We start from the raw sequence: 22,315 nt of genomic DNA on the forward strand, positions 1-22,315 counted from the left end.
GTGGCAACACAGGCATCGCGTGCGCGGGTCGCCCATCCGCACCCACACGCGATGCAGTTCGTGGACATGCACCGGTGCGGGCGGCCGTCGCTGCAGGCTGCGCGCGGCGAGATCCGGACTGAGCCGCACTGCCCGGGCTGCTACACTCGAACACGTGATCGACGCGCCTTTCCCCCCACGAGGGCCGCATCCATGCTGCGGCTGACTGCCTTATTGCTCGGCGTTGCCCTGCTGCTGACCGGCAGTGGGCTGCTTGGCACCTTGCTCGCCGTGCGCGGTGGCCAGGCCGGCTTCGATGCGCGTGCGCTGGGCCTGATCATGTCCGGCTACTTCGCCGGTTTCTTCCTCGGCACGTTCTTCGCGCCGCCGTTGATCCGCCGCATCGGACATATCCGTGCATTCGCGTTCTACGCATCGCTTGCGGCGATTGCGGTGCTGCTGCATCCGATCTGGCTCGATCCCTGGGGCTGGGGCGTGTTGCGCCTGGTCACCGGCGCGGCGCTGGTCGGCCTGTACACCGTGATCGAAAGCTGGCTCAACGCCGAGCCGGATGCGCGTCGGCGCAGCCGGGTATTTTCGGTCTACATGGCGATCAATCTATCGGCGCTGGCGCTGGGCCAGATCCTGCTCAGCATCGGCGATGCAGGTGCACCGGCGATGTTTACGCTGACGGCGATCCTGATCTGCGCGGCGGTGATGCCGGTGATGACCACGCGGCTGATCCCGCCCGAGGTACCGCATGTCTCGCGCCTGCGACTGAAAACACTGTACGCCTTGGCGCCGGTGGCGACGGTTGGTGCCGGCCTTTCCGGACTGGCGATGGGTGCGTTCTGGGGTCTGTTGCCGGTGTACGCCAGCCGCATCGGGCTGGATGCCGACGGCGTGGCGATGTTCATGCTCGCTGCCATCGTGGGCGGTGCGGTGCTGCAGTGGCCGATCGGGCGCATCAGCGACGGACATGACCGCCGCATCGGCCTGGTCACGGTGAGCGTACTGGCCGCCGGTATCGCCATCGCTGCCGCCATGCCGATAGTGCAGACGCAGACCACCGTGTTGTTCGTGCTGTTTTTCGTTTACGGCGGATTGGCGTTTTCGCTGTACCCGTTTGCGGTTGCGCACATGCTCGATTACCTGCCACGCGAGGACCTGCTCTCCGGTTGCAGCAGCCTGCTGCTGGTACACGGTGTGGGTGCGGCGATCGGCCCGGCGCTGGCCGGCGGTGCAATGCAGAAGTTCGGCCCGGCGGCCTTGCCGGTGTATTTCGCGGTGATGCTGCTGGCGCTGGCCGGATTCACGCTGTCGCGGCTGCTGCGCTTCACCCGCCGCCGCACCCATCCCATCTCCTTCCGCCCGATGCTGCGTACCACGCCATCGGCGCTGGAGCTGATGCCGGAAACGCAGCAGGCCGAAGCATCGCCGCACATCAAGGGCGGCTGACACAGCTCTTCGCCGTCGTTATCTGCAGTGCGAGTGAGCTGTCCTTTGCTGTATGACCTTGCCTGCTCACCAGCGCGAGATGTGCCCGCAAGGCAGAGCAGCTGGTAGACAACCTGGTGGGTAGATCAGCAGTGGAGCACTCGATCTGCTGCTTGATTGCAGGGCTCTCGCCCCGCCCACCATCGCAGGACACGCCGCAAGTACGTCCATGTAGGCGCTGGCGCGGCATCCGTGCCGCTCGAGGTCCCGCGACGGCGGGCGGGCAAGGACCAGTCGAGACGGTCGGTGCGCATGGATATGAACCAGCGACGAGCAGGCTGGTGATGCGGCGACCTTTGCTTTCCAACAAAACCACCAACCAACTATCTGGCGTGGTGCCCTCGCCGATTGCGGAACCGTGTGGCGGCATGGATGCCGCTACCGAGCCTACAAGGACGTACTTGCGGCGTGTCCCGCGAGCGGTGAGGGCACCGCGCCCTCGACCAGACTTGAAGATAACAAAGCGCTCGCAATACGCACGATGCAGTCGTTGCTAACTGATTGCTCAATACTGGTAGATCAGGGGGAAAGCGGATCATCTGCGCCATTGCTGCAGGGCCCTTGCCCGCCCACCATCGCAGGACACGCTGCAAGTACGTCCATGTAGCTCCGTGGCGGCATCCATGCCGCCAAGGGTCCCGCGACGGTGGGCGGGCAAGGACCAGTTGCGATGGTCGGTGCGCAAGGTTTTCAACAAGCGACAGGCAACCAGCAACCTAGTGGCGCGGCGCCCTCAGTTCTTGAACAAAACCACCAACCAACTGTCTGGCATGGTGTCCTCACCGAGCCGGCGCTGACGGATTCATCGCGTGTCCCGCGCGCGGTGAATCCGCCGCGCGCTCGCCCGGCTCGGCTTTGAACCAGACCTCCGACGACAGATGACGTCGTCTCGTATCGGAGATCTCACCGGAAGGCTGGGAACACCAGCGTCCACTAGACATCATCCTGTCGCTGCGACTCGACGCACCGCTATGCGTGATCGCAGCCCCATCCCTAGCGCGGTCATCATCACGCAACGCAAGCGCGGCAGTCTTTGAACACCCCCCGCTTGCTGGATTGCAATGGATTCGACGTCTTTCTCGCGCGTGCGCCAGCCGGCCACGCTTGCGTTACTGCTGGTTCCACTCGCCGTGTCCGCTTATGCGCAGCAAGCTCCTGACGGCGCAACGTCAGGCCTGGTTGCGGGCGACGCACCGACCGGCACTGGCGAGCAAGTGTCCACGTTGGATCAGGTGCAGGTAGTCGGCCAGGCGATGACGTATTCCAAGACCTCCGTCAGCAAGGAAATGCTGGACCGCCAGTTCGTGCTGGGCAGCGTCAACGATGCGCTCAACGAACTGCCCGGCGTGGTGGTGACCGAGGCCGATGCATTCGGCTCGTCGGATTGGGGCACCCAAATCAGCATGCGTGGCTTCGTCAGCAATCGCGATACCCAGCAGATCGGCACCACCATCGACGGCGTGCCCAATGGCGGCTCGGCCTATGGCGGCGGCTCCAAGGCCAATCGCTTCATCGACATGCCGGATCTGGAAACGGTGGAAGTGAGCCAGGGCACCGCCGACATCGCATCGCGCTCCAACGAAGCGTTGGGCGGCACCTTGAATTACCTCACGGGCGAACCGCTGGACACCCAGCGTGTGCGGGTGATCGGCGGCATCGGCGACAACCAGGCACGCAAGTATTACGCCCGTTACGACACCGGGCTGCTCGGCGGCACTACGCGCGCCTGGATCAGCGGCTCGTCGGCGCGTAACGACGACTGGATCGACGGTAGCGGCCACACCAGCCGCGATCACCTGGCCGGCAAATTCGTCAGCGCATTGAACAAGTGGACGCTGAGCGGCTATGCGTCCTACGACGATGCCGACGAATCCGAATACACCAGCGTGACACCCGAACAGTTCGCACGCGACCCCGAGCACGATCTGTTGACCGGCACGCTCACCGGCATTCCGTATCTGGACCAGAACTACCGCTCCGGCTCGCGCGCATTACGCAAGAACACCTTCGGTTACCTGCGCGGCGCCTTCGATGGCGGCAACGGCTTCAAGACCACATTGACCGGCTACGCGCACCGCATGCAAGGCCGTGGCGACTGGATTCCGCCGTATCTGGTGGACGTCACCAACGACGGCGCCGGCGCAGCGGAATCCGAGGCGCGCGGTGGCAAAACCGTGTATGCCGGCAGCGACCTGGGCAAGCTGTATTACCTCACCCCCGGCGGCGCGGCCGCGACGATGCTGGCCGGTTGCGCCGGTAGCGATGCGGTGCCGGCCGAATCCAATCCGGCCTGCTACCTGGCCGGCTCGGTGCCGGTGCAGTCGTATCGGCACAGCCACTACGACAACCACCGCGCCGGCGCGATGGCCGATGTGGAATGGCGTGCAGATCTCGGCGCCATCGACAACACCGTGCGCGCCGGTGCCTGGCTGGAGCGTTACGACCGAAGCGTCACCCGCGACTGGCATCGCCTGCTCAACGTCGGCACCAACATCAGCTTCGATCATCAGCCGTACTGGGTGCAGTTCAAGGACAACTACCAGACCGACGAACAGATGTACTACGTGGAAGATGTGATGCGCTACGGCGCCTTCGCCTGGCGCGTGGGCGTGAAGCAGTTCTTCCTGGACCAGACCCGCGACCGCCGCATCGGCGAGGCGCAGCATGTGGAATCGGATGCGCATTCGGACCCGCTGCTGTCGGCCGGCCTGACCTGGACCACGCCGCTGCAGGGCCTGGAAGCCTTTGCCGGTTACTCGCAGAATTTTGCCGCCATCCCCTCCGGGGTGCTGGGCGAAACCGACCCGATCGCACTGAGCCGGGTCAAACCGGAAACCGCCGACAATGTCGAACTTGGCCTGCGCATCAGCCGCTGGCCGCTGACCGGCAGCGTGACCTTGTACGACATCCGTTTCGACAACCGCATCGTGTATGTGCCGGCCAACTTCGTCAGCGGTATCGACTACCTGGGCGAAACCGATGGCGTGTACGAAAACTTCGGCGGCGTGCATGCGCGCGGCGTGGAAGCGGCGCTGGGCTACGGCTGGGACAACGGTTGGCGCATCAATGGTGCCTACACCTACAACAAGGCCGATTATCTGGGCAGCGGCGATGCCGCGCGCGATACCGCATTGGAGATCACCCCCGGTGCGCAGGTGATCGGCCAGCCGCGCAACACCTTGGTGATGTCGGCCGACTGGCGCGGCCAGGCCTGGCGCTTCGGCGTCTCCGGCCGCAATCTGGGCAAGCGCTATCTGGACGCGTCCAACCGCGCCGCGCTCGATGGCGTGACGACCTTCAATGCGAACCTGGGGGTGGAGCTGTCGCAGCTATCGTCGCAGCTCACCGGCCTGCAGCTGGCACTCAACGTCAGCAACCTCACCGACAAACGCTACCTGGAAGGCGTGGACGGCAGCGACAGCGCGTTCATCGCGGCGCCGCGCACGGTCGGTTTGACGCTGACGCTGGATCTGTAACGGCGGATCGACCGGTGCGTGGTGCACGGGCGCTGCTGCTGACTTACGCTAGTCAGAGATTTTTAGGTGCGGGTACTGCGCCCCCATCCGCCCTTCGGGCACCTTCCCCCGCAGGCGGTGGAAGGCAGCGTTTCCCTTCTCCCGCTGGCGGGAGAAGGTGGCGCGTAGCGCCGGATGAGGGCGGGGCCGGCGGGGCTTAGACACCAGGGGTCCAGAAAGCCCGCGCCTACGCCTGCAACTAGCTGCTTATGCCGACCATGCCCCCATCCGCCCTTCGGGCACCTTCCCCCGCAGGCGTTGGAAGGGACTCGTGAGGTTTCAGCCAATCAGGTGACACGATGATCGATCTTCCCCGCCGCCGCGTTCTGCAGACCGGGCTTGCCGGCGCCGCCGCCGCGCTGCTGCCTCCCAGCATCGCGCGGGCCGCTGCCATTGCACCGGACCGTCGCAGCGGCACGCTCAACGACCTGCAGCACGTGGTGATCCTGATGCAGGAAAACCGCGCGTTCGATCACTACTTCGGTGCCCTGCCCGGCGTGCGCGGGTTCGGCGACCGCTTTCCGATTCCGGCGCCGCCGTTGCCAGGCGCTCTAGCGCGGACGGTGTGGCTGCAGCCCAGCGAGGACGGCAAGCAATGGCTGACGCCGTTTGCACTGGACACCGCCGCGCAGTTCGGCTTCATGCGCGTCAAGGGCACACCGCACAGCTGGCCGGATGCACACCAGGCCTGGGACCATGGCCGGCTCGGACATTGGGCCGCCGCCAAGCACGACCATGCGCTGGGCTATTACGGGCGCGCGGATATTCCCTTCCAGTACGCGCTTGCCGATGCCTTCACCATTTGCGATGCGTACCACGCTTCGATCCAGACCGGCACCAATTCCAACCGCGTGTTCCTGTGGACCGGCGGCAACGATCCGCAGGCGCGCGCAGGCGGCCCGGTGATCGGGAATTCGCACGACAACTTTCCGGAACTGGGCGGCTTTGCCGAGCCGTATCGCTGGGCCACCTATGTTGAACAGCTGCAGCGCGCGGGTGTGTCCTGGCAGATCTACCAGGACATGGCCGACAACTTCACCGACAACCCGCTGGCCGGCTTCGACGCGTTCCGGCAGGCGTACCGCAATGCCCCTGGTCACGACGCGCAGTTGCGTGCACGTGGCATCAGCACGCGTGGTGTGCAGCAGCTACGCGCAGACGTGTTGGGCGGCCGGCTGCCGTCGGTGAGCTTTGTCATCGCCGATGCGGCCGGCAGCGAGCACCCCGATCCGTCCAGCCCCGCCCAGGGCGCGGCCTACACCGCAGGCGTGCTGGATGCGCTCACCGCCGATCCGGCGGTATGGAGCCGCACGGCCTTGCTGCTGATGTTCGATGAGAACGACGGCTTTTTCGACCATATGCCGCCGCCCGCACCGCCGTCGCTGGATCCGCGTGCCGCCGGTGGATTTGCCGGCGCATCCAGCATCGCCACCGACGACGACTACCACCGCCACCCGGCACCGGGCGAGCAGAAGGTGGATCTGCCCGAGCTACGCGGCCGCCCATACGGGCTGGGGCCGCGTGTGCCGATGTATGTGATCTCGCCATGGAGCCGTGGTGGCTGGGTGGACTCGCAGGTGTACGACCACACCTCGGTGCTGCGTTTGCTGGAACGCCGCTTCGGCGTGCCCGCAGCGGAGATCACGCCGTGGCGGCGTGCGGTGTGTGGCGATCTGACCAACGCGTTCGATTTCCGCAGCGCCGATGCACGCCCGTTCGCCGCGGCGCTGCCCGATGTGGGCGATGCCGCAGCGCGTGCAGCGGCCCTGCGCGAGCACACGCTGCCACCACTCCCGGCCACCTTGCAGCCGCCCGCGCAGCCATTCGGCCTGCGCCGCTCGCGCGCCGTACCGTATCGCCCGAGCGTGCAACTGGCGCATGCACAAGAGCGCGGCGAGGTGCGGCTACGCATGGGCAACAGCGGTGCAACGGTGGTACTGCAGGTCTACGACCGCTACGACCTGGCGGCGGTGCCGCGCCGCTACACGGTGGGCACCGGCGCCATCCTGGAAGGCGACTGGAGCACCTACGATGGCCGCTACGATCTGTGGCTGATCGGCCCCAACGGATTCCATCGCCACTATCGCGGCGACCTGAGCACCCCGTTGCTGATGACCGAGATCAGCCAAGATCCGGACGACGCCACATCCGTGTTGCTATCGCTGCGCAATGGCGGCAGCGCTGCCGTGCAGGTGGAGCTACAACCAGGCGCCTATGCAGCCGCGCAGCCGCACGAGCGCCTCAGCATTGCGCCCGGCGCGACCGAGCAACGCCGTTGGAAAGCGGCAGCAACCGGCGGCTGGTACGACCTGTGGGTGCGCCACGACGGCGCGGCCCAGCGCCTGGCAGGTCGCATCGAAACCGGCGCCGACAGCGTCAGCGATCCCGCCATGGGTGGACCGGCGCGGTTGCAACAGGAAAGACCTGTCGCGATCGATGCGCTGGGCTGAGTGGCCGTGCCAGGTTGAATGTTGCCGCTGGCCAGCGGCAACCATCGCTCCGCATCACCGCTGCTGCGTGGAGGAACGTCGCAACCTCCCTCGCCGCGATTGTGCCTGCCGAATCGACATGCGCCGCTATCGCCACGTGTCGCTTCGGCAGGCTCACCTTGCAAACCATTCCCGCACCGCGACCGCGACTGCCTTCAGCGCCGCATCGCGTGCAGCAGCGTCGACCTTGGCTCCGTTCAAGTATGTCGTCAGCAGCAGCGGCGGCTGGCCCTTCGGCGGCCAGAGGATGGCGATGTCGTTGCGGGTATCGGTGCCGTTGCTACCGGTCTTGTCGCCAATCTTCCAGTCGGCCGTGAGCCCCGCGCGCAGGCAATCGTCGCCGGTGCGGTTGTCGATCATCCAGTCGGTCAGCTGCTTGCGCGAGGCAGGCTGCAGCGCATCGCCAAGCAGTAGCGTGCGCAGCGTGGACGCCATCGCAGCAGGCGTGGTGGTGTCGCGCGGCTCGCCGGGGGCGAACCCGTTCATCTCCGGCTCGTAGCGGTCGCTGCGGGTCTTGGCATCGCCGATGCTGCGCAGGAAAGCGGTCAATCCGGCCGGGTCGCCGACCAGCGGGAACAACAGGTTGCCGGCCGGGTTATCGCTGTGGATCATCGTGGCCCGGCACAGTTCGCCGACACTCAGCGTGCCGCCGACATGCCGCTTGGTGACCGGCGCATGCTCAAGCATGTCCGAGGCACGAATCTTGACCGGTTGCGCCAGCGTGAGCTTGCCCTCATCCACCCGCCGCAGCACCGCCGCAGCCAATACAAATTTGAAGGTACTGCACATCGGAAAGCGCTCGTTCTCGCGCTGCCCGAGGCGCCAGCCGGGGGCGCTGCCGAGCAGGCTGATGTCCAGGCGACCACCGGTGCCACGTTCGATGTCCGCCCACTGTGCCCGCAGCATGTCGTCCACATTCACCGCCGGACTGAGCGCCAGTGCGGGTCTGGAGGCCGCAAACAGCATGCCCGCGCCGGTTGCGTACAAGAACTCTCGCCGATTCAACATGCGTCTACCTCCTTGAGGAGCCCGCAGTATCGATGCGCATGGCGCATGCCGACCATCGCGATGTTTCGATCCCAGGCATGAATTGAACTAATCTCTCCCGATGCCCCGCCCCCGCCTCCCGCTCAATGCCCTGCGCGCGTTCGAAGCCGCCGCACGCCATCAAAACCTGACCCGCGCGGCGAACGAGCTGTGCGTAAGCCAAGCCGCGCTCAGCCACCAGATCAAGGCGCTGGAGCAACAGCTGGGCACCAGCCTGTTCCACCGCCTGCCACGCGGGGTGGCGCTGACCGACGAGGGCGCGGCGCTGGCGCCGGTGCTGGGCGAGGCCTTCGACCGCATCGCCGCCACCCTGGAGCGCTTCGCCGATGGGCGCTATCGCGAGGTGCTCAGCGTGGGCGTGGTAGGCACCTTCGCCACCGGCTGGCTGCTGCCGCGATTGCCGACCTTTCATGCCGCGCATCCGGATATCGAATTGCGCCTGTCTACCCACAACAACCGGGTCGATCTGGCCGGCGAAGGGCTGGATCTGGCGATCCGTTTCGGCGATGGCGACTGGCAGGGCCAGATCGCGCATGCGCTGATGGAGACACCGTTTGCGCCGGTATGCGCGCCCAGCATGGCGCGCGGCCTGCACACGCCGGCCGATCTGGCGCGGGCGCCGTTACTGCGCTCGTATCGGCTGGATGAGTGGCCGCAGTGGTTTCGTGCCGCGGGAGCGGCGAGCGTGCCCGCGCGTGGGGCCATGTTCGATTCGTCGTTGACGCTGGCCAGCGCCGCGGCGGCCGGCGCCGGTGTGGCGTTGTTGCCATTGCCGATGTTTCGCCAGGACCTGGATGCCGGGCGCCTGGTCTGCCCGTTCCCGATCACGATCGATGCGGGACGCTACTGGCTGACGCGGCTACGTTCGCGGCCTGAGAGTGAGGCGGGGAGGAGGTTGCTTGCGTGGTTGCTGGTGGAGCAAAGGCTGGGGTGACGTTGGATGCGTGGTGTGTTGACTGCGTGCGTATGCGCAACACAGCCTTGCCCGCATGCGATGTCTGGGCCGCACCTTATCTGGCGCCTCTATCAAGATGGCTGTCTTCCGCCGTACCCTCACCCCACCCCCTCTCCCGCAGGGAGAGGGACTTTTCATCACCAGAGCTGCGGCTTGCCCCCTTCTCCCGCCGGGACATTGTCCTCCTTTATGGGGGACAAGGTGGCGCGTAGCGCCGGATGAGGGTGCGGGCGCGAAGCGCAACGCAACGCAACGCAACGCATTCTGCTGCGACTGCCTACCCACCTGAGCTAATGGCACACCCGATGAGCGGCACATGCTCGGTCCAGACACTGCTCCGTCGACGCATGATGCAGAACATCAAAGCCGTGCACCGCTGAAAACCACCTACGGCAAGCGCGATCGATCAGCACGATCAACATGCAGCAGCATCATCTCGTCCCGCCTTACGCGCCGTCGATCAGCTCCATCCACGCCGCTTCGGCGGCGGCCAGCTGCTGGGCGGTTGTTTCGCGGTCGCGCCCCAGCACCGCCATCTTGTCGCTGTCGGCATAGTTGCCCGGGTTGGCAAGCTCACGATCCAGCGCGGCCAGCGCTGCCTCCAGCTCGCCGACGCGCTTTTCGGCGCTGGCCAGCTTATGCGGGTTGACGGCCTTCTTCGGCGGCAACGGCTTGGTCGGCGGTGGCGGGGTCGGTGCCGCTTCGGCCATCTTCTGCTTGGTGCCCTGCGCCGCCGGGCGGCTACGCAGCCATGCGGCGTATTCGTCCAGATCGCCGGCGAATGGCTCGACCACGCCATCGGCCACGCGCCAGAAACTGTCGCAGACCAGGCCGATCAGATGGCGGTCGTGCGAGACCATCACGATGGCGCCTTCGAAGTCGCTCAACGCTTCTGCCAGCGCCTCGCGCATTTCCAGGTCCAAGTGGTTGGTCGGTTCGTCCAGCAACAGCACGTTGGGCTGCTGCCAGGCGATCAGCGCCAGCGCCAGACGCGCGCGCTCGCCGCCGGAGAAACCATCCACCACCTCGAACGCGCGGTCGCCGGCGAAATTCCATTTACCCAGGAAATCGCGGAACGCCTGGTTGGAACCATCCGGCGACAGGTCGCGGAAGTGGTCCATCGGCGACTGGCCTTCATGCAGCGACTCCACCGTGTGCTGGGCGAAGTAACCGATACGCAGGTCCGGATGCGCGCTGCGCTCTCCCGCCAACGGCGCCAACTCGCCCACCAACGTCTTGACCAGCGTCGACTTACCCGCGCCATTGGGCCCCAGCAACCCGATGCGGTCGCCCGCCTCCAGGCCGAAGCCGACGTCGTGCAGGATGACCGTGGCAGCGTCGCCCCCATCCGCCCGTCGGGCCCCTTCCCCCGCACGCGGGGGAAGGGAGGTCGGAGCCGGATAGCCGGCCTGTACATGATTCAAGCGGATCAACGAAAACGGCAGCCGATTGGGCTGCGCGAACTGGATGCGGAACTCGCGCTCGGCGCGCACCGCTTCGGTACCGGCCATCTTGGCCAAACGCTTCATGCGGCTCTGCGCCTGGGTGGCCTTGCTGGCCTGCGCCTTGAAGCGGTCGATGAAGCTCTGCAGATGCGCGCGTTCTGCCTGTTCCTTGTCGTGGGCGATCTGCTGCTGGCGCAGGTGTTCGATGCGCTGGCGTTCGAAATCAGTGTAGCCGCCGACATACAGCTTGGCGGTGCCGCCGTGCAGGTGCAGGGTGTGGGTGGCGACGTTGTCGAGGAACTCGCGGTCATGCGAAATCAGCAACAAGGTGCCCGGATACTTGAGCAGCCATTGCTCCAGCCACAGCACCGCGTCCATGTCCAGGTGGTTAGTGGGTTCGTCGAGCAGCAGCAGGTCGCTGGGCATCATCAGCGCACGCGCCAGATTCAGCCGCACGCGCCAGCCGCCGGAGAACGACGACACCGCGCGGTGGTGCGTATCGGCCGGGAAGCCCAGGCCGTGCAGCAGTTTGCCGGCGCGCGCCTCGGCGTCGTACGCGCCAAGCTCGGCCATCTTCTGGTGCGCGTTGGCCACCGCTTCCCAGTCCTCGCGCGCGGTCGCGTCGGCCTCTTCCTGCAGCACCGCGGACACCTCGATATCGCCGCCAAGCACGAACGACAGCGCCGGGTCGGGCAGCGACGGGGTTTCCTGCGAAACGCTGGCGGTGCGCACCTTGCCGGGCAGGTCCACGTCGCCCTTGTCGGCCTCCAGCTCGCCCTTCACCGCGGCGAACAGGCTCGACTTACCGGTGCCGTTCCGGCCCACCACGCCGACGCGGTAGCCGGCATGCATGGTCAGGTCGACGTTGGACAACAGCAGACGCTCGCCGCGTCGCATGGAGAAGTTGCGCAGGGAAATCATTGATGGACAGTCCGATAGAACGAAAAGGAATGAGCAGATGAGCAGCATTCCTGCGACGCCATTCTAGCGTTAACGAATAATTAGCGCCTTCAGGTAGGCCGCCGTCGTCTTCGCCCGCTCGCGACCACCCCCTGCCTAGCCTTTAGCGGCCGCACACGGCCCCACAGTTTTCGGAGTTGTCATGACCATCCCCCTTTCCTCGCTTGCGACCGCCGTGGTCGCTGCACTGCTTGCCGCGCCGGCCCTGGCGCAGGACGCCGCCGCCCCGGCAACCGCCAACACCCTGGACACGGTGATCGTCACCGGCACCCGCGTGTCCGACCGCACCGTGGCCGAATCGCAGTCGCCGATCGACATCATCAGCGCCGAGTCGCTGCAGGCCACCGGCACCCCGGAACTGGCCACCGCGCTGGCGCGTGCCCTGCCCTCGCTGAACTTCCCGCGCCCGGCGCTGAGCGACGGCACCAGCGCGATCCGGCCGGCGCAGCTGCGCGGCCTGTCGCCGGACCAGGTGCTGGTGCTGGTCAACGGCAAGCGCCGCCACACCTCCTCGCTGCTCAACCTCAATGGCACCATCGGCCGCGGCGCCGCGGCGGTGGATCTGAACACCATCCCGGTGGCGGCGATCGCGCGGGTGGAAGTGCTGCGCGACGGCGCTTCGGCGCAGTACGGCTCCGACGCCATCGCCGGTGTGGTCAACATCGTGCTCAAGGGCGCGGAAAAGGGCGGCAGCCTGCAGGCCGGTTTCGGCCAGTATTCGGCCGGCGACGGCAACAACTACGAGCTCTCCGGCGACACCGGCGTGGCCTACGGCGGCGACCGCGGCTGGCTGCATGTGGCGGCCCAGCTCAACCAGCAGGATCCCACCGACCGTGCGCGCGGCTATGCCGGCGCGCCCAGCGTCTCGCAGCCGGCCGTGGGCCAGAAGGCGTTCAAGATCGGCGACCCGGACGTCAATGCCCAGGCCGCCTCGCTCAACACCGAGTACCAGTTCAGCGACAGCATCACCGGCTATGCATTTGCCACCGCCAGCAACCGTGACATCACCTCGTTCGCGTTCTTTCGCGCGCCGGGCAGTTCGCAGAACCTGTTGTCGATCTATCCGCAGGGCTTTTTGCCGGAGATCCAGAGCTACGCCAAGGACCGCTCGCTGGTGGCCGGCGTGCGCGGCTCCACCGCCAGCGGATGGGATTGGGACGCCAGCTACAACTATGGCTACAACCGCATCGATTTCCACACCCGCAACACGCTCAACGTGAGCCTGGGGCCGACCTCGCCCACCTCGTTCTACGACGGCGCGTTGGAGACCACGCAGAACATCGTCAACCTGGACATCAAGCGCGGCTTCGACTGGGGCCTGGCCTATCCGGTGACGGTGGCCTTCGGTGCGGAATACCGCAACGAGAAGTGGAACCAGTCGCCGGGTGAAGTGGGCTCGTATTTCCAGGCGGGCACGTTGGCCGGCGGCGCGCAGGGCTTTGGCGGATTCGCACCCAGCGTGTCCGGGCAGTATTCGCGCGACAGCTACGCGTTGTACGCCGACATCGAAGCCGACTTCACCGACAAGTTCTCCGCCGGGCTTGCCGGGCGTTATGAGGACTACAGCGATTTCGGCAGCCAGGCCTCGGGCAAGGCGTCGGCGCGCTATGCGTTTACCGACAAGATTGCACTGCGCGGCACGGTGGCCTCCGGCTTCCGTGCACCGTCGCTGGCGCAGCAGTATTTCCAGTCCACCAGCACCACGTTCCTGGCCGGCAACCCGAATCCGTTCGAGATCCGCACCTTCCCGGCCGACAGCAACGTGGCGCGCGCCTTCGGTGCCGAACCGCTGGATGCCGAGACCTCGCTGTCCTACAGCCTGGGCCTGGTGCTGCAGCCCACCGATGCGCTCTACCTCACCGTGGATGCGTACCAGATCGATGTGGACGACCGCATCGTGCTGTCGTCCAACCTCACCGGTGCCGGCGTGCGCAGCCTGCTGGAAGCGCAGGGCATCTTCGGCATCAACGGCGGGCGTTACTTCACCAACGCGGTGGATACGCGCACGCGTGGCGTGGATGTGGTGGGCAGCTATCGCTGGCAGCTTGCAGCCAGCAGCGTGGACCTGACCGCCGGTTACAACTACTCGGAAACCGAGGTGCGCAGCGTGGCGGCCAACCCGGCGGCGTTGTCGGCCAACGGATTGAGCCTGGAGCGTATCGACCGCACCGAGCGTGGCCGTATCGAAGAAGGCTTCCCGCGCGACAAGTTCCTGATCAACGGCAGCTGGAACTCCGAGCACTGGACGCTGGCGCTGGGCGCGACGCGCTATGGCAAATACAGCACCCGCCCGGCTGCGGCGATCAACGACCAGACCTTCGGTGCCAAGTGGGTGCTGGATGCCTCGGCCAGCTACAAGGTCGACCGCTGGACGCTGACGTTGGGCGCGGACAACCTGCTGGACGAATACCCGGACGAGAACAACTTCGCCAACTCCACCAGCGGGCAGTTTCCGTACAGCAACCTGTCGCCGTTCGGCTTCAACGGTGCGTACGTGTACGGGCGCATCAACTACCGTTGGTAAGCGATGCGCACAGGCAGCGGCAAGCGCCGCTGCTGTCGCGAGGTGCGGCAACGACGGACCCTGCACGGCGCGTGGCGCAGCGGATCTGGCAACGCCAGCCACGCCTTGCGATGCGGGCAGACTGACGCATTTTGCTGGTGTCAGCGCTGCCGCTTCGCTGTTGTCGTTCGACCACACGCCCCGGCCCTGTCCGGGGCGTGTGCGTTCAGGCGATTGCGACACACGCGTCAGCGGCTACAGGCGCCGGCTGAGGGCTGCATCGCACGAGTAGACGTGCACACGGCGCTTCCGTTAGCACGTGGCACCTTGCCGCGCCGTCCGCCCCGCCCCGTCCGCATACCAGCCGGAACGATGACGGCGCCTGCGCCTGCGCCGTGCTATGAGCGGTGTTCCTGTCATTGCCGGAGCATGCAGATGGACGCATCGAACGTGTGTCGCGGTCGCTTGATCGATCACCTGCATCTGGTGGTGCAGGACCTGCCGGCAAGCCGACGTTTCTATCAGGCCGTGCTCGATGCGCTCGGCGTCCCGATCGGCGGCGAGGGCGATGGGTTCTTCTGGGCCGACGAACTGTTCGTTTCCGACCGGCACACCGTCGCGCAAGGCGTCCTGACCGGCCGCCACCATCTGGCCTTCCAGGCCCGCGACATCGCCATGGTGCACGCCTTCCATCAGGCCGCACTCGCCCACGGCGGCCGCGACAACGGTGCGCCCGGCGTGCGCCCCTATCACCCGAACTATTACGCGGCGTTTGCGCTCGATCCCGATGGCAACAACATCGAAGCGGTCTTCCATGGGCCTGCGCAACGCAGTGCCGAGATGGTGCAAATCACGTTCTGATGCAGAACTTTCATATCTGTTATCGATGTCCATGATGGTGCAAGCAAACCCGCGGGGCAGTAGGTTCGGTGCAAGTGATGCATCACCGTGGTGCAAGCTGGCACCGTTTTCATACGCATATTTCCGATGACGGTTGCACGCGCAACGTAACCAAAATTTGACATGCGGTTACACGTGGTTAATGGTTGGGAACGCACCGCAGCTGCCGCCACGGACGCGGCCTGGGAGGGGGCCCACTGCGCTGCATCCGTTCCCCACTCGGAGTTGTCACCGCATGAATTGCAAGTCCAGTCCACTCGCAGTCGCTGTCGTTGTCGCCTTGTCGTTTTCCGCTTCAACCGCAGCCGCGCAGTCACAGGCTCCTGCGCAGAAAACCCTCGACACGCTGATCGTGACAGGCACCCGTGTGGCCGACCGCACCGTGGCCGAATCGGCATCGCCGATCGACATCATCTCGCCACAGGCACTGGAATCGACCGGCACCACCGAGTTGGCAACCGCGCTGTCACGCGCGATCCCCTCGCTGAATTTCCCGCGCCCGGCCATCTCCGACGGTTCTGACGCAGTGCGTCCTGCACAGCTGCGCGGCCTGTCGCCGGATCAGGTCCTGGTGCTGGTCAACGGCAAGCGCTATCACAGCACTGCGCTGATCAACCTCAACGACACCCAGGGGCGCGGCTCTTCGCCGGCCGACCTCAACACCATTCCGATCGCGGCGGTGGAGCGCATCGAAGTGCTGCGCGATGGCGCGTCGGCGCAATACGGGTCGGACGCGATTGCCGGCGTGATCAATGTCGTGCTCAAGGGCAGCGGCGAAGGCGGCAGCGTCAATGGCCGCTATGGCAAGTACAGCGCGGGCGACGGCGAGCAGTATCAGCTCTCCGGCGACGCCGGCTTCAGCTTCGCCGGCACCGGCAAGGTGCACCTGGCCGCGCAGGCCGGGCATTCGGACCAGACCAACCGCGCGCTGCCGTTCGGCGGCCGCGTGGAGCAGCGCTACGGCGATCCCGAGATCGACCAGGGCGCCATCTCGTTCAACGGCCAATACAGCCCCACCGATTACCTGACCTTCTACTCGTTCGGCATGGTGAGCCGCCGCGAAGTGCTGTCAAACGGCTACTTCCGCTTTGCCGGCGACAACCGCAACCGCCCGGAAATCTATCCGGACGGCTTCCTGCCGCAGATCTACAACGTCAGCAAGGACGTGTCGTGGGTGGGCGGCTTGAAGACCTCCACCGAGGGCGGTTTGAACATCGATCTGAGCTACAACTACGGCCAGAACAATCTCACCTTCGATGTGCGCAACAGCTTGAACAACAGCTTGGGCTTGGCCAGCCCTACCGACTTCCACGCCGGTACGCTGGAAGTGACGCAGAACGTGCTCAACGCCGACTTCACCAAGACGCTCGATTGGGGCCTGGCCTACCCGGTCACGCTGGCATTCGGTGCGGAATGGCGCGGCGAGAAGTTCAACCAGTCGCCCGGCGATGCGGCGTCATCGGCCAATGGCGGGATTCCCTCCGCGAACGGGGCGTTGATTCCGGGCGCGCAGGTGTTCCCGGGCTTCAAGCTCTCCGATGCCGGTTACTACAACCGCAACAGCCACTCGGCGTACGTGGACCTGGAAGCGGACCTCACCGAAAAGCTGTCGGCCGGCCTGGCCGGGCGCTACGAGAAGTACAGCGACTTCGGCGACACCGCCACCGGCAAGCTGTCGCTGCGTTACGCGTTCACCGACAAGGTGGCGCTGCGCGCCACTGCGTCCACCGGCTTCCGTGCCCCGTCGCTGCAGCAGCAGAACTTCCAGTCGATCGCCACGCAGTTCCTCAACGTGGCCCAGCCCAATGGCAGCGTGACGGCGATTCCGTTCGAGATCGGCACCTTCCGCACCGACAACCCGGCCGCAATCGCACTGGGCGCCGAGCCGCTCAAGGCCGAGGAATCCAAGAACTACGGCCTGGGCGTGGTGCTGCAGCCGGTGGACAACCTGTACATCACCGTCGATGCCTATCGCATCGATATCGATGACCGCATCGTGCTGTCGGAGAATCTCACCTCCACCGCTGCGCGCAACTATTTGCAGGCCAACGGCTTCCCGGGCATCGGTGGCGGACGTTACTTCACCAATGCGGTGGACACCAAGACCCAGGGCGTGGATGCGGTGGGCACCTACCGCTGGGCCCTGGATGGCGGCAGCGCGGAGCTGACCACCGGCTACAACTACAACAAGACCGAAGTCGAGCGCATCGCCGCCAACCCGGCTGCACTGGAAGCCATCGACCCGGGAGCGGTGCGCATCGGCCGCGCAGAACTGGGCCGCATCACCGAAGGCACGCCGCGCGACAAGTTCTTCCTGGGCGGCACGTGGTCGCCGGGCAACTGGTCGTTCACCGGCACCGCCACGCGCTGGGGCGAGTTCAGCACCTTCGGCACCAACGCCGGCAGCGACCAGACCTATGCGGCCAAGTGGACGCTGGACCTGGCCGCGTCCTACAAGCTGGGCGCGTGGAACTTCACCGTCGGTGGCGACAACGTGCTCAACGAATATCCGGACCGCCAGGAAGCGGGCCTGGGCACGCGCACCTACCTGCCCTACAGCAGCGCCTCGCCGTTCGGCTTCAACGGTGCGCTGGTCTACGCCAACGTGAACTACAAGTGGTAATGGGCTGCGCCGGTCGGTAGCGACTGGCGCCTGCCTTGCACGGCCACGCAGGACCATGCGTTGCCAACGCCGTCGCGCGTGCGCCATGCACGTGCCGGCCATTGCGTCACACCGCAGATGGATCGCCATGTCCCGCACGGATGCGCCCGGCAAGGATGCCTGCCGCGTCACACCGGCGTTGCAGATCACCTCCGCTGCTTCCGTCTGCGCCACTGCAACGCGCCGCTTGCAGGCAGGCCAGCCTGCGCACTCCGCTGCATCCCCCCTGCATCACACGCGTCACCGCTGTTTCCATCATCCCCTTTGAGCCTTGATTCCCATGCACACCTCCAACGCACTTTCGCTGGCGATTTCAGTCGCACTCACGGTCTGTTCGTTCGCTGCCAGTGCGCAGTCGCAATCGACCGAACCGCAGAAAACCCTGGACACCCTGATCGTCACCGGCACGCGCGTCAGCGACCGCACCGTGGCCGAATCCGAATCGCCGATCGACATCATCACCGAGCAATCGCTGCAGGCCACCGGTGCCACCGACATCGCTACCGCGCTGGGCAAATTGCTGCCCTCGCTGAACTTCCCGCGCCCGGCGATTTCCGACGGTAACGACGCCGCCCGCCCGGCCACGCTGCGCGGGCTCTCGCCCGACGCGGTGCTGGTGCTGGTGGACGGCAAGCGCTATCACACCTCTTCGCTGATCAACTACAACCCGTACGTGGGTCGCGGCTCGGCACCGGCGGATCTGAACTCGCTGCCGATGTCGGCGATTGCACGCATCGAAGTGCTGCGCGACGGCGCCTCGGCGCAGTACGGCTCCGATGCCATCGCCGGCGTGGTCAACATCGTGCTCAAGCACGGGGCCGATGCGGGCAGCAACAGCGTGTCGATCAACGGCGGCCTGATGGACAAGGGCGATGGCGCGCAGAACGGTATCGACGGCTCGATCGGCCTACCGTTCGGCGGCACCGGTGGCGATAGCGCACCGGGCTGGGTGCGGCTGTCCTGGAACTACCAGAACACCATGGACACCAACCGCAGCGAGAACACCAACCGCGCCACCACCATCGCCGGTGCGGCCAACCCCGGCGGCGTGCCCTACCAGCGCCACGGCGATCCGGATTCGACGTTCTACCAGGGGCTGGCCGCCTTCGGCTACGCGTTCTCGCCGAACGTGGAGCTGTACGGCCATGTCAGCGCGAGCCGGCGCGAAGTCACTTCCAACGGCTACTACCGCGCCTTCGACAACACCAGCCGCAACGTGCAGGCGGTGTATCCGAACGGGTTCCTGCCGCAGATCTACAACCCGGTCAACGACCGCTCCGCGGTACTGGGCCTGAAGGGCACCACCGCCAGCGAGTGGAACTGGGACGTGTCGGCCACGTACGGCAAGAACGACATGAGCTTCAATATCCTCGACAGCATCAACACCAACCTGTACTGGACCACCGGCAGCTCGCCGACCCGCTTCAATTCCGGCGGTTTCGAGACCGAGCAGGGCGTGGTCAATCTGGACATCAACAAGTCCTTCGACTGGGGCCTGGCCTATCCGGTCAATGTCGCCTTCGGCGCCGAGCATCGCCAGGACCGCTACGAGATCACCGCCGGCTCGCCGGATTCGTATTTCTTCGACCCCAACACCATCAATCCCGACACCGGCGCGCCCTACCCCGGTGGCGCGCAGGTGTTCTCCGGCCTGGAGCCGTCGGTGGCCGGCCGCTTCGGCCGCCACAGCAATGCGGTCTACGCCAACCTGGAAGCGGATCTGACCGACAAGCTCTCCGGCGGCATCGCCGGGCGCTACGAGAAGTACAGCGATGCCGGCTCCACCCGCTCGGGCAAGCTGTCGGCGCGCTATGCCTTCACCGATACGTTTGCGTTGCGCGCCACCGTCTCAAACGGCTTCCGCGCGCCGTCGCTGGCACAGCAGAACTACGCCTCGGTGGTGACCCTGATCCAGGACGGCGAGCTGGTGCAGGTGGGCACCTACCGCACCTCCGATCCGGTTGCGGTGGCGCTGGGCGCACGCCCGCTGAGCCCGGAAAAATCCTCCAACTACAGCCTGGGTGGCGTGTGGCAGCCCACCGCGGACTTCACTTCCAGCCTGGACGTCTACCAGATCCGCATCTGGGACCAGATCCTGTATTCGGACCAGCTGCAGCTGGCGCAGCCGATCGGCCAGGTGGCGGCGGTGCAGTTCTTCGTCAACGGCGCCACCAGCCGCACCCGCGGCGTGGACTGGATCAACAGCTACCAGGCCGACCTGGGCAGCTACGGCAAGCTCAATCTCAGTGCCAGCGCCAACTACAACAAGACCACCATCCTGGAGCTGTCCAACCCGAACTTCGGGCGCGCCAGCCAGGGCCTGCTCACCGATGCCACGCCGCGCACCAAGTACATGGCCGCCGCGGATTGGTCGATCGGCGGGTTTGCGCTGAACTTCAATGCCACCCGCTACGGCGCGATCAAGCGCATCAGCGACCCGGCCGATGGCAGCCAGGACCAGACCTACGACGCACGCTGGCTGCTGAATCTGGCCGCCAGCCAGACCTGGAACGCCTTCACCTTCACCGTGGGCGCGGACAACCTCACCAACCAGTACCCCACCAAGGCGCAGCTGACCACCGCCTACGACGACCGCGCCGGCGGCCTGCAGTATTCGTCGCTGTCGCCGTTCGGCTTCAATGGCCGTTACTGGTATGGCCGGGTGACCTACCGGTTCTGATCGGCGAGCGAGTCGCCTGCGCTGACCGACACGTCGGTCGGCGCAAGGGTGCAGGCATCACCGGTCGGCGGTGATGCCTGTTTGTTCGCGTCGACGCCTGCATCGGCCTACGCGCTACGAGCAGCCATGCCTTGCCATGGCATCACCAGGACGCGAGCAAGGCGTCCACGCCCCGCAGGTTGGAGCGGTCGTTCCAGGTCAGCGTGTCGAGCTGATCCAGGCGCAACGCCGGCAGATGTTCCAGCAATGCCGCAAGCGCGGCTTCCAGTTCGATCAAGGCCAGCCGGTTGCCCAGGCAGTGGTGAATGCCGCCACCGAACGACAAGGCACGGCCCTGTTGCCGGCGGATGTCCAGCAGATGCGGGTCGGTGAACTGCACGGGATCGTGATTGGCCGCACCCAGCATCAGATACACCATGGCGCCCTCGTGCAGGGTCACGCCATCGACTTCGAACTCCTGCAGCACCGTGCGTGTGGCCATCTGCACCGAGCTGTCGTAGCGCAGGCATTCGAGCACCGCATTGGGCATCAGGGCGGGGTTCTGCTTGAGCAATGCCAATTGGTCCGGATGCCGATGCAGGGCCACCAGCGCATTGCAGATCATGTTGGAGGTGGTTTCGTGGCCGGCGAAGAACAGCAGGATCACGTTGGAGACGATCTCGTCGTTGCTCAAGCGGCAGCCGTCCTCCTCTGCGCGGATGAAGCGCGAAATCAGGTCATCGCCGTCGGCGCTCCGGCGCTGCTCGATCACGTCCTGGAAATAACGCTCCAACTGCAGGTACGCCGCACTGGTGGCCTGCAGCTCATCGGGCGTCATCATCGGGTCGAACACCTTGGCCAGCGCGCTGGTGGCATGCCCCACCGTGGTGGCGTCGGCCGCATCGATATCCAGCATGCGGCAGATGATGCGCACCGGTAGCGGGAATGCGAACTCCTGCAGCACATCGCACTGGCCGTTGGCCTGGAAGCTGGCGATCAGTGCGGCGGCGGTGTCGCTGGCCACCTGGCGCATGGACTCGATCTGCCGCGCGCTGAAGGCCTGGGTCATCAGGCCGCGCAGGCGCGTATGCGCCGGCGGATTGACCAGCAGGAACATGCGGCTCATTCCCTGGAACAACGGCATCTGCGGCGCATCGTTGCCGTAGCGCAGGCGAATGCTCTCCAGATAATCGCGGCCCACGCGTCGGTCGCTGAGCAGGCTGTCGACCACGCTGTAACGCCCGCTCATCAGCCGGCGCTCGGCCACTTCCACCAGCGGCCCCTCGTCGCGCAGGCGCGCATAGGTGGGATAAGGGTCCTGGCGAAACTGTGGGGTAGCGAGATCGCGAAGGTGCATGGCCTGGGCTCGTGGGGCCTGGTCGCCGGGCGCGGCGGCAAGGTGTGGACGTGGGGAAGACGCGAGGCGTGTGCGCCGCAACGCCCGGATTGTCGGCCGCCGTCGCGCATGCGCCATGCCCGGGCGCGAAGCCTTGTCGTCAAACTTGAATCGATGTGCTGCAGCGATGCAGTTGCGTGATCGAGCGCGTGGACCGAATACGCGGTTGCAGCACGTTGCGGCCGCAGGCGACGACGCGCGCGTTGGGCGCGTGTGGGCAACCGGCCGCCACCGTAAAGCGCACTGTTACATCCAGCGCAGTGCTCATGCAGCACAGTGTGCGCAACCGCACCCTGTGCACGGACGTG

General features: G+C 66.0%; 11 protein-coding genes. 8 read left to right on the forward strand and 3 right to left on the reverse strand.

Features of this window, described 5'->3' with window-relative positions; genetic code table 11:
- Positions 1-192 precede the first annotated feature (192 nt).
- The 3 genes from XnspCFBP7698_RS06155 to XnspCFBP7698_RS06170 all read left to right on the forward strand — a co-directional run bounded on the left by XnspCFBP7698_RS06155 (position 193) and on the right by XnspCFBP7698_RS06170 (position 7,441).
- Complete coding sequence (locus XnspCFBP7698_RS06155; protein ID WP_104579886.1) at positions 193-1,437, forward strand: MFS transporter; 1,245 nt, start codon at positions 193-195, stop codon at positions 1,435-1,437.
- A gap of 1,100 nt (positions 1,438-2,537) precedes the next feature.
- Positions 2,538-4,952: a TonB-dependent receptor gene (locus XnspCFBP7698_RS06165; protein ID WP_123137302.1), complete on the forward strand. Its 2,415-nt coding sequence runs from the start codon at positions 2,538-2,540 to the stop codon at positions 4,950-4,952.
- A gap of 338 nt (positions 4,953-5,290) precedes the next feature.
- Positions 5,291-7,441 carry a phospholipase C, phosphocholine-specific gene (locus XnspCFBP7698_RS06170; protein ID WP_123137303.1) on the forward strand — a complete coding sequence of 717 codons (2,151 nt, stop codon included), beginning with the start codon at positions 5,291-5,293 and terminating at the stop codon, positions 7,439-7,441.
- A 153-nt stretch (positions 7,442-7,594) separates the two neighbouring features.
- Here XnspCFBP7698_RS06170 and bla read toward each other — a convergent pair whose 3' ends face one another.
- Positions 7,595-8,488 carry a class A beta-lactamase gene (bla, locus tag XnspCFBP7698_RS06175; RefSeq protein WP_123137304.1) on the reverse strand — a complete coding sequence of 298 codons (894 nt, stop codon included), beginning with the start codon at positions 8,486-8,488 and terminating at the stop codon, positions 7,595-7,597.
- Positions 8,489-8,588: 100 nt separating this feature from the next.
- On the opposite strand from bla, the gene ampR reads away from it, so the two are divergent.
- Complete coding sequence (gene ampR, locus XnspCFBP7698_RS06180) at positions 8,589-9,461, forward strand: LysR family transcriptional regulator AmpR (protein WP_123137305.1); 873 nt, start codon at positions 8,589-8,591, stop codon at positions 9,459-9,461.
- A 467-nt stretch (positions 9,462-9,928) separates the two neighbouring features.
- On the opposite strand, the gene XnspCFBP7698_RS06185 is transcribed toward ampR, so the two are convergent.
- Positions 9,929-11,848, reverse strand: coding sequence for an ABC-F family ATP-binding cassette domain-containing protein (locus XnspCFBP7698_RS06185; protein WP_123137306.1), 1,920 nt, complete (start codon positions 11,846-11,848; stop codon positions 9,929-9,931).
- Positions 11,849-12,029: 181 nt separating this feature from the next.
- On the opposite strand from XnspCFBP7698_RS06185, the gene XnspCFBP7698_RS06190 reads away from it, so the two are divergent.
- The 4 genes from XnspCFBP7698_RS06190 (at position 12,030) to XnspCFBP7698_RS06205 (ending at position 20,632) form a co-directional block, all read left to right on the forward strand.
- The gene (locus XnspCFBP7698_RS06190; protein WP_123137307.1) at positions 12,030-14,411 is read left to right on the forward strand and encodes a TonB-dependent receptor; all 2,382 of its coding nucleotides are present in this window, start codon (positions 12,030-12,032) and stop codon (positions 14,409-14,411) included.
- A gap of 414 nt (positions 14,412-14,825) precedes the next feature.
- Entirely contained in the window at positions 14,826-15,251 is a 426-nt protein-coding gene (locus XnspCFBP7698_RS06195; RefSeq protein ID WP_047695575.1) for a VOC family protein, read from the forward strand.
- A 274-nt stretch (positions 15,252-15,525) separates the two neighbouring features.
- Entirely contained in the window at positions 15,526-17,913 is a 2,388-nt protein-coding gene (locus tag XnspCFBP7698_RS06200; RefSeq protein WP_047695562.1) for a TonB-dependent receptor, read from the forward strand.
- Between the two features lie 319 nt (positions 17,914-18,232).
- A complete protein-coding gene (locus XnspCFBP7698_RS06205; protein ID WP_104579893.1) occupies positions 18,233-20,632 on the forward strand; it encodes a TonB-dependent receptor in 2,400 nt (799 codons plus the stop codon).
- 142 nt (positions 20,633-20,774) lie between these two features.
- On the opposite strand, the gene XnspCFBP7698_RS06210 is transcribed toward XnspCFBP7698_RS06205, so the two are convergent.
- A complete protein-coding gene (locus XnspCFBP7698_RS06210; protein ID WP_123137308.1) occupies positions 20,775-21,968 on the reverse strand; it encodes a cytochrome P450 in 1,194 nt (397 codons plus the stop codon).
- Positions 21,969-22,315: the final 347 nt, after the last annotated feature.

It is taken from the genome of Xanthomonas sp. CFBP 7698, from assembly GCF_003600855.1.
Lineage (GTDB): Bacteria > Pseudomonadota > Gammaproteobacteria > Xanthomonadales > Xanthomonadaceae > Xanthomonas > Xanthomonas cannabis.

Bases quoted from the DNA above. Each gene is read 5' to 3' on its own strand.
- XnspCFBP7698_RS06155 (WP_104579886.1), top strand. From the start codon at position 193: ATGCTGCGGCTGACTGCCTTATTGCTCGGCGTTGCCCTGCTGCTGACC.
- XnspCFBP7698_RS06165 (WP_123137302.1), top strand. From the start codon at position 2,538: ATGGATTCGACGTCTTTCTCGCGCGTGCGCCAGCCGGCCACGCTTGCG.
- XnspCFBP7698_RS06170 (WP_123137303.1), top strand. From the start codon at position 5,291: ATGATCGATCTTCCCCGCCGCCGCGTTCTGCAGACCGGGCTTGCCGGC.
- bla (WP_123137304.1), bottom strand. From the start codon at position 8,488: ATGTTGAATCGGCGAGAGTTCTTGTACGCAACCGGCGCGGGCATGCTG.
- ampR (WP_123137305.1), top strand. From the start codon at position 8,589: ATGCCCCGCCCCCGCCTCCCGCTCAATGCCCTGCGCGCGTTCGAAGCC.
- XnspCFBP7698_RS06185 (WP_123137306.1), bottom strand. From the start codon at position 11,848: ATGATTTCCCTGCGCAACTTCTCCATGCGACGCGGCGAGCGTCTGCTG.
- XnspCFBP7698_RS06190 (WP_123137307.1), top strand. From the start codon at position 12,030: ATGACCATCCCCCTTTCCTCGCTTGCGACCGCCGTGGTCGCTGCACTG.
- XnspCFBP7698_RS06195 (WP_047695575.1), top strand. From the start codon at position 14,826: ATGGACGCATCGAACGTGTGTCGCGGTCGCTTGATCGATCACCTGCAT.
- XnspCFBP7698_RS06200 (WP_047695562.1), top strand. From the start codon at position 15,526: ATGAATTGCAAGTCCAGTCCACTCGCAGTCGCTGTCGTTGTCGCCTTG.
- XnspCFBP7698_RS06205 (WP_104579893.1), top strand. From the start codon at position 18,233: ATGCACACCTCCAACGCACTTTCGCTGGCGATTTCAGTCGCACTCACG.
- XnspCFBP7698_RS06210 (WP_123137308.1), bottom strand. From the start codon at position 21,968: ATGCACCTTCGCGATCTCGCTACCCCACAGTTTCGCCAGGACCCTTAT.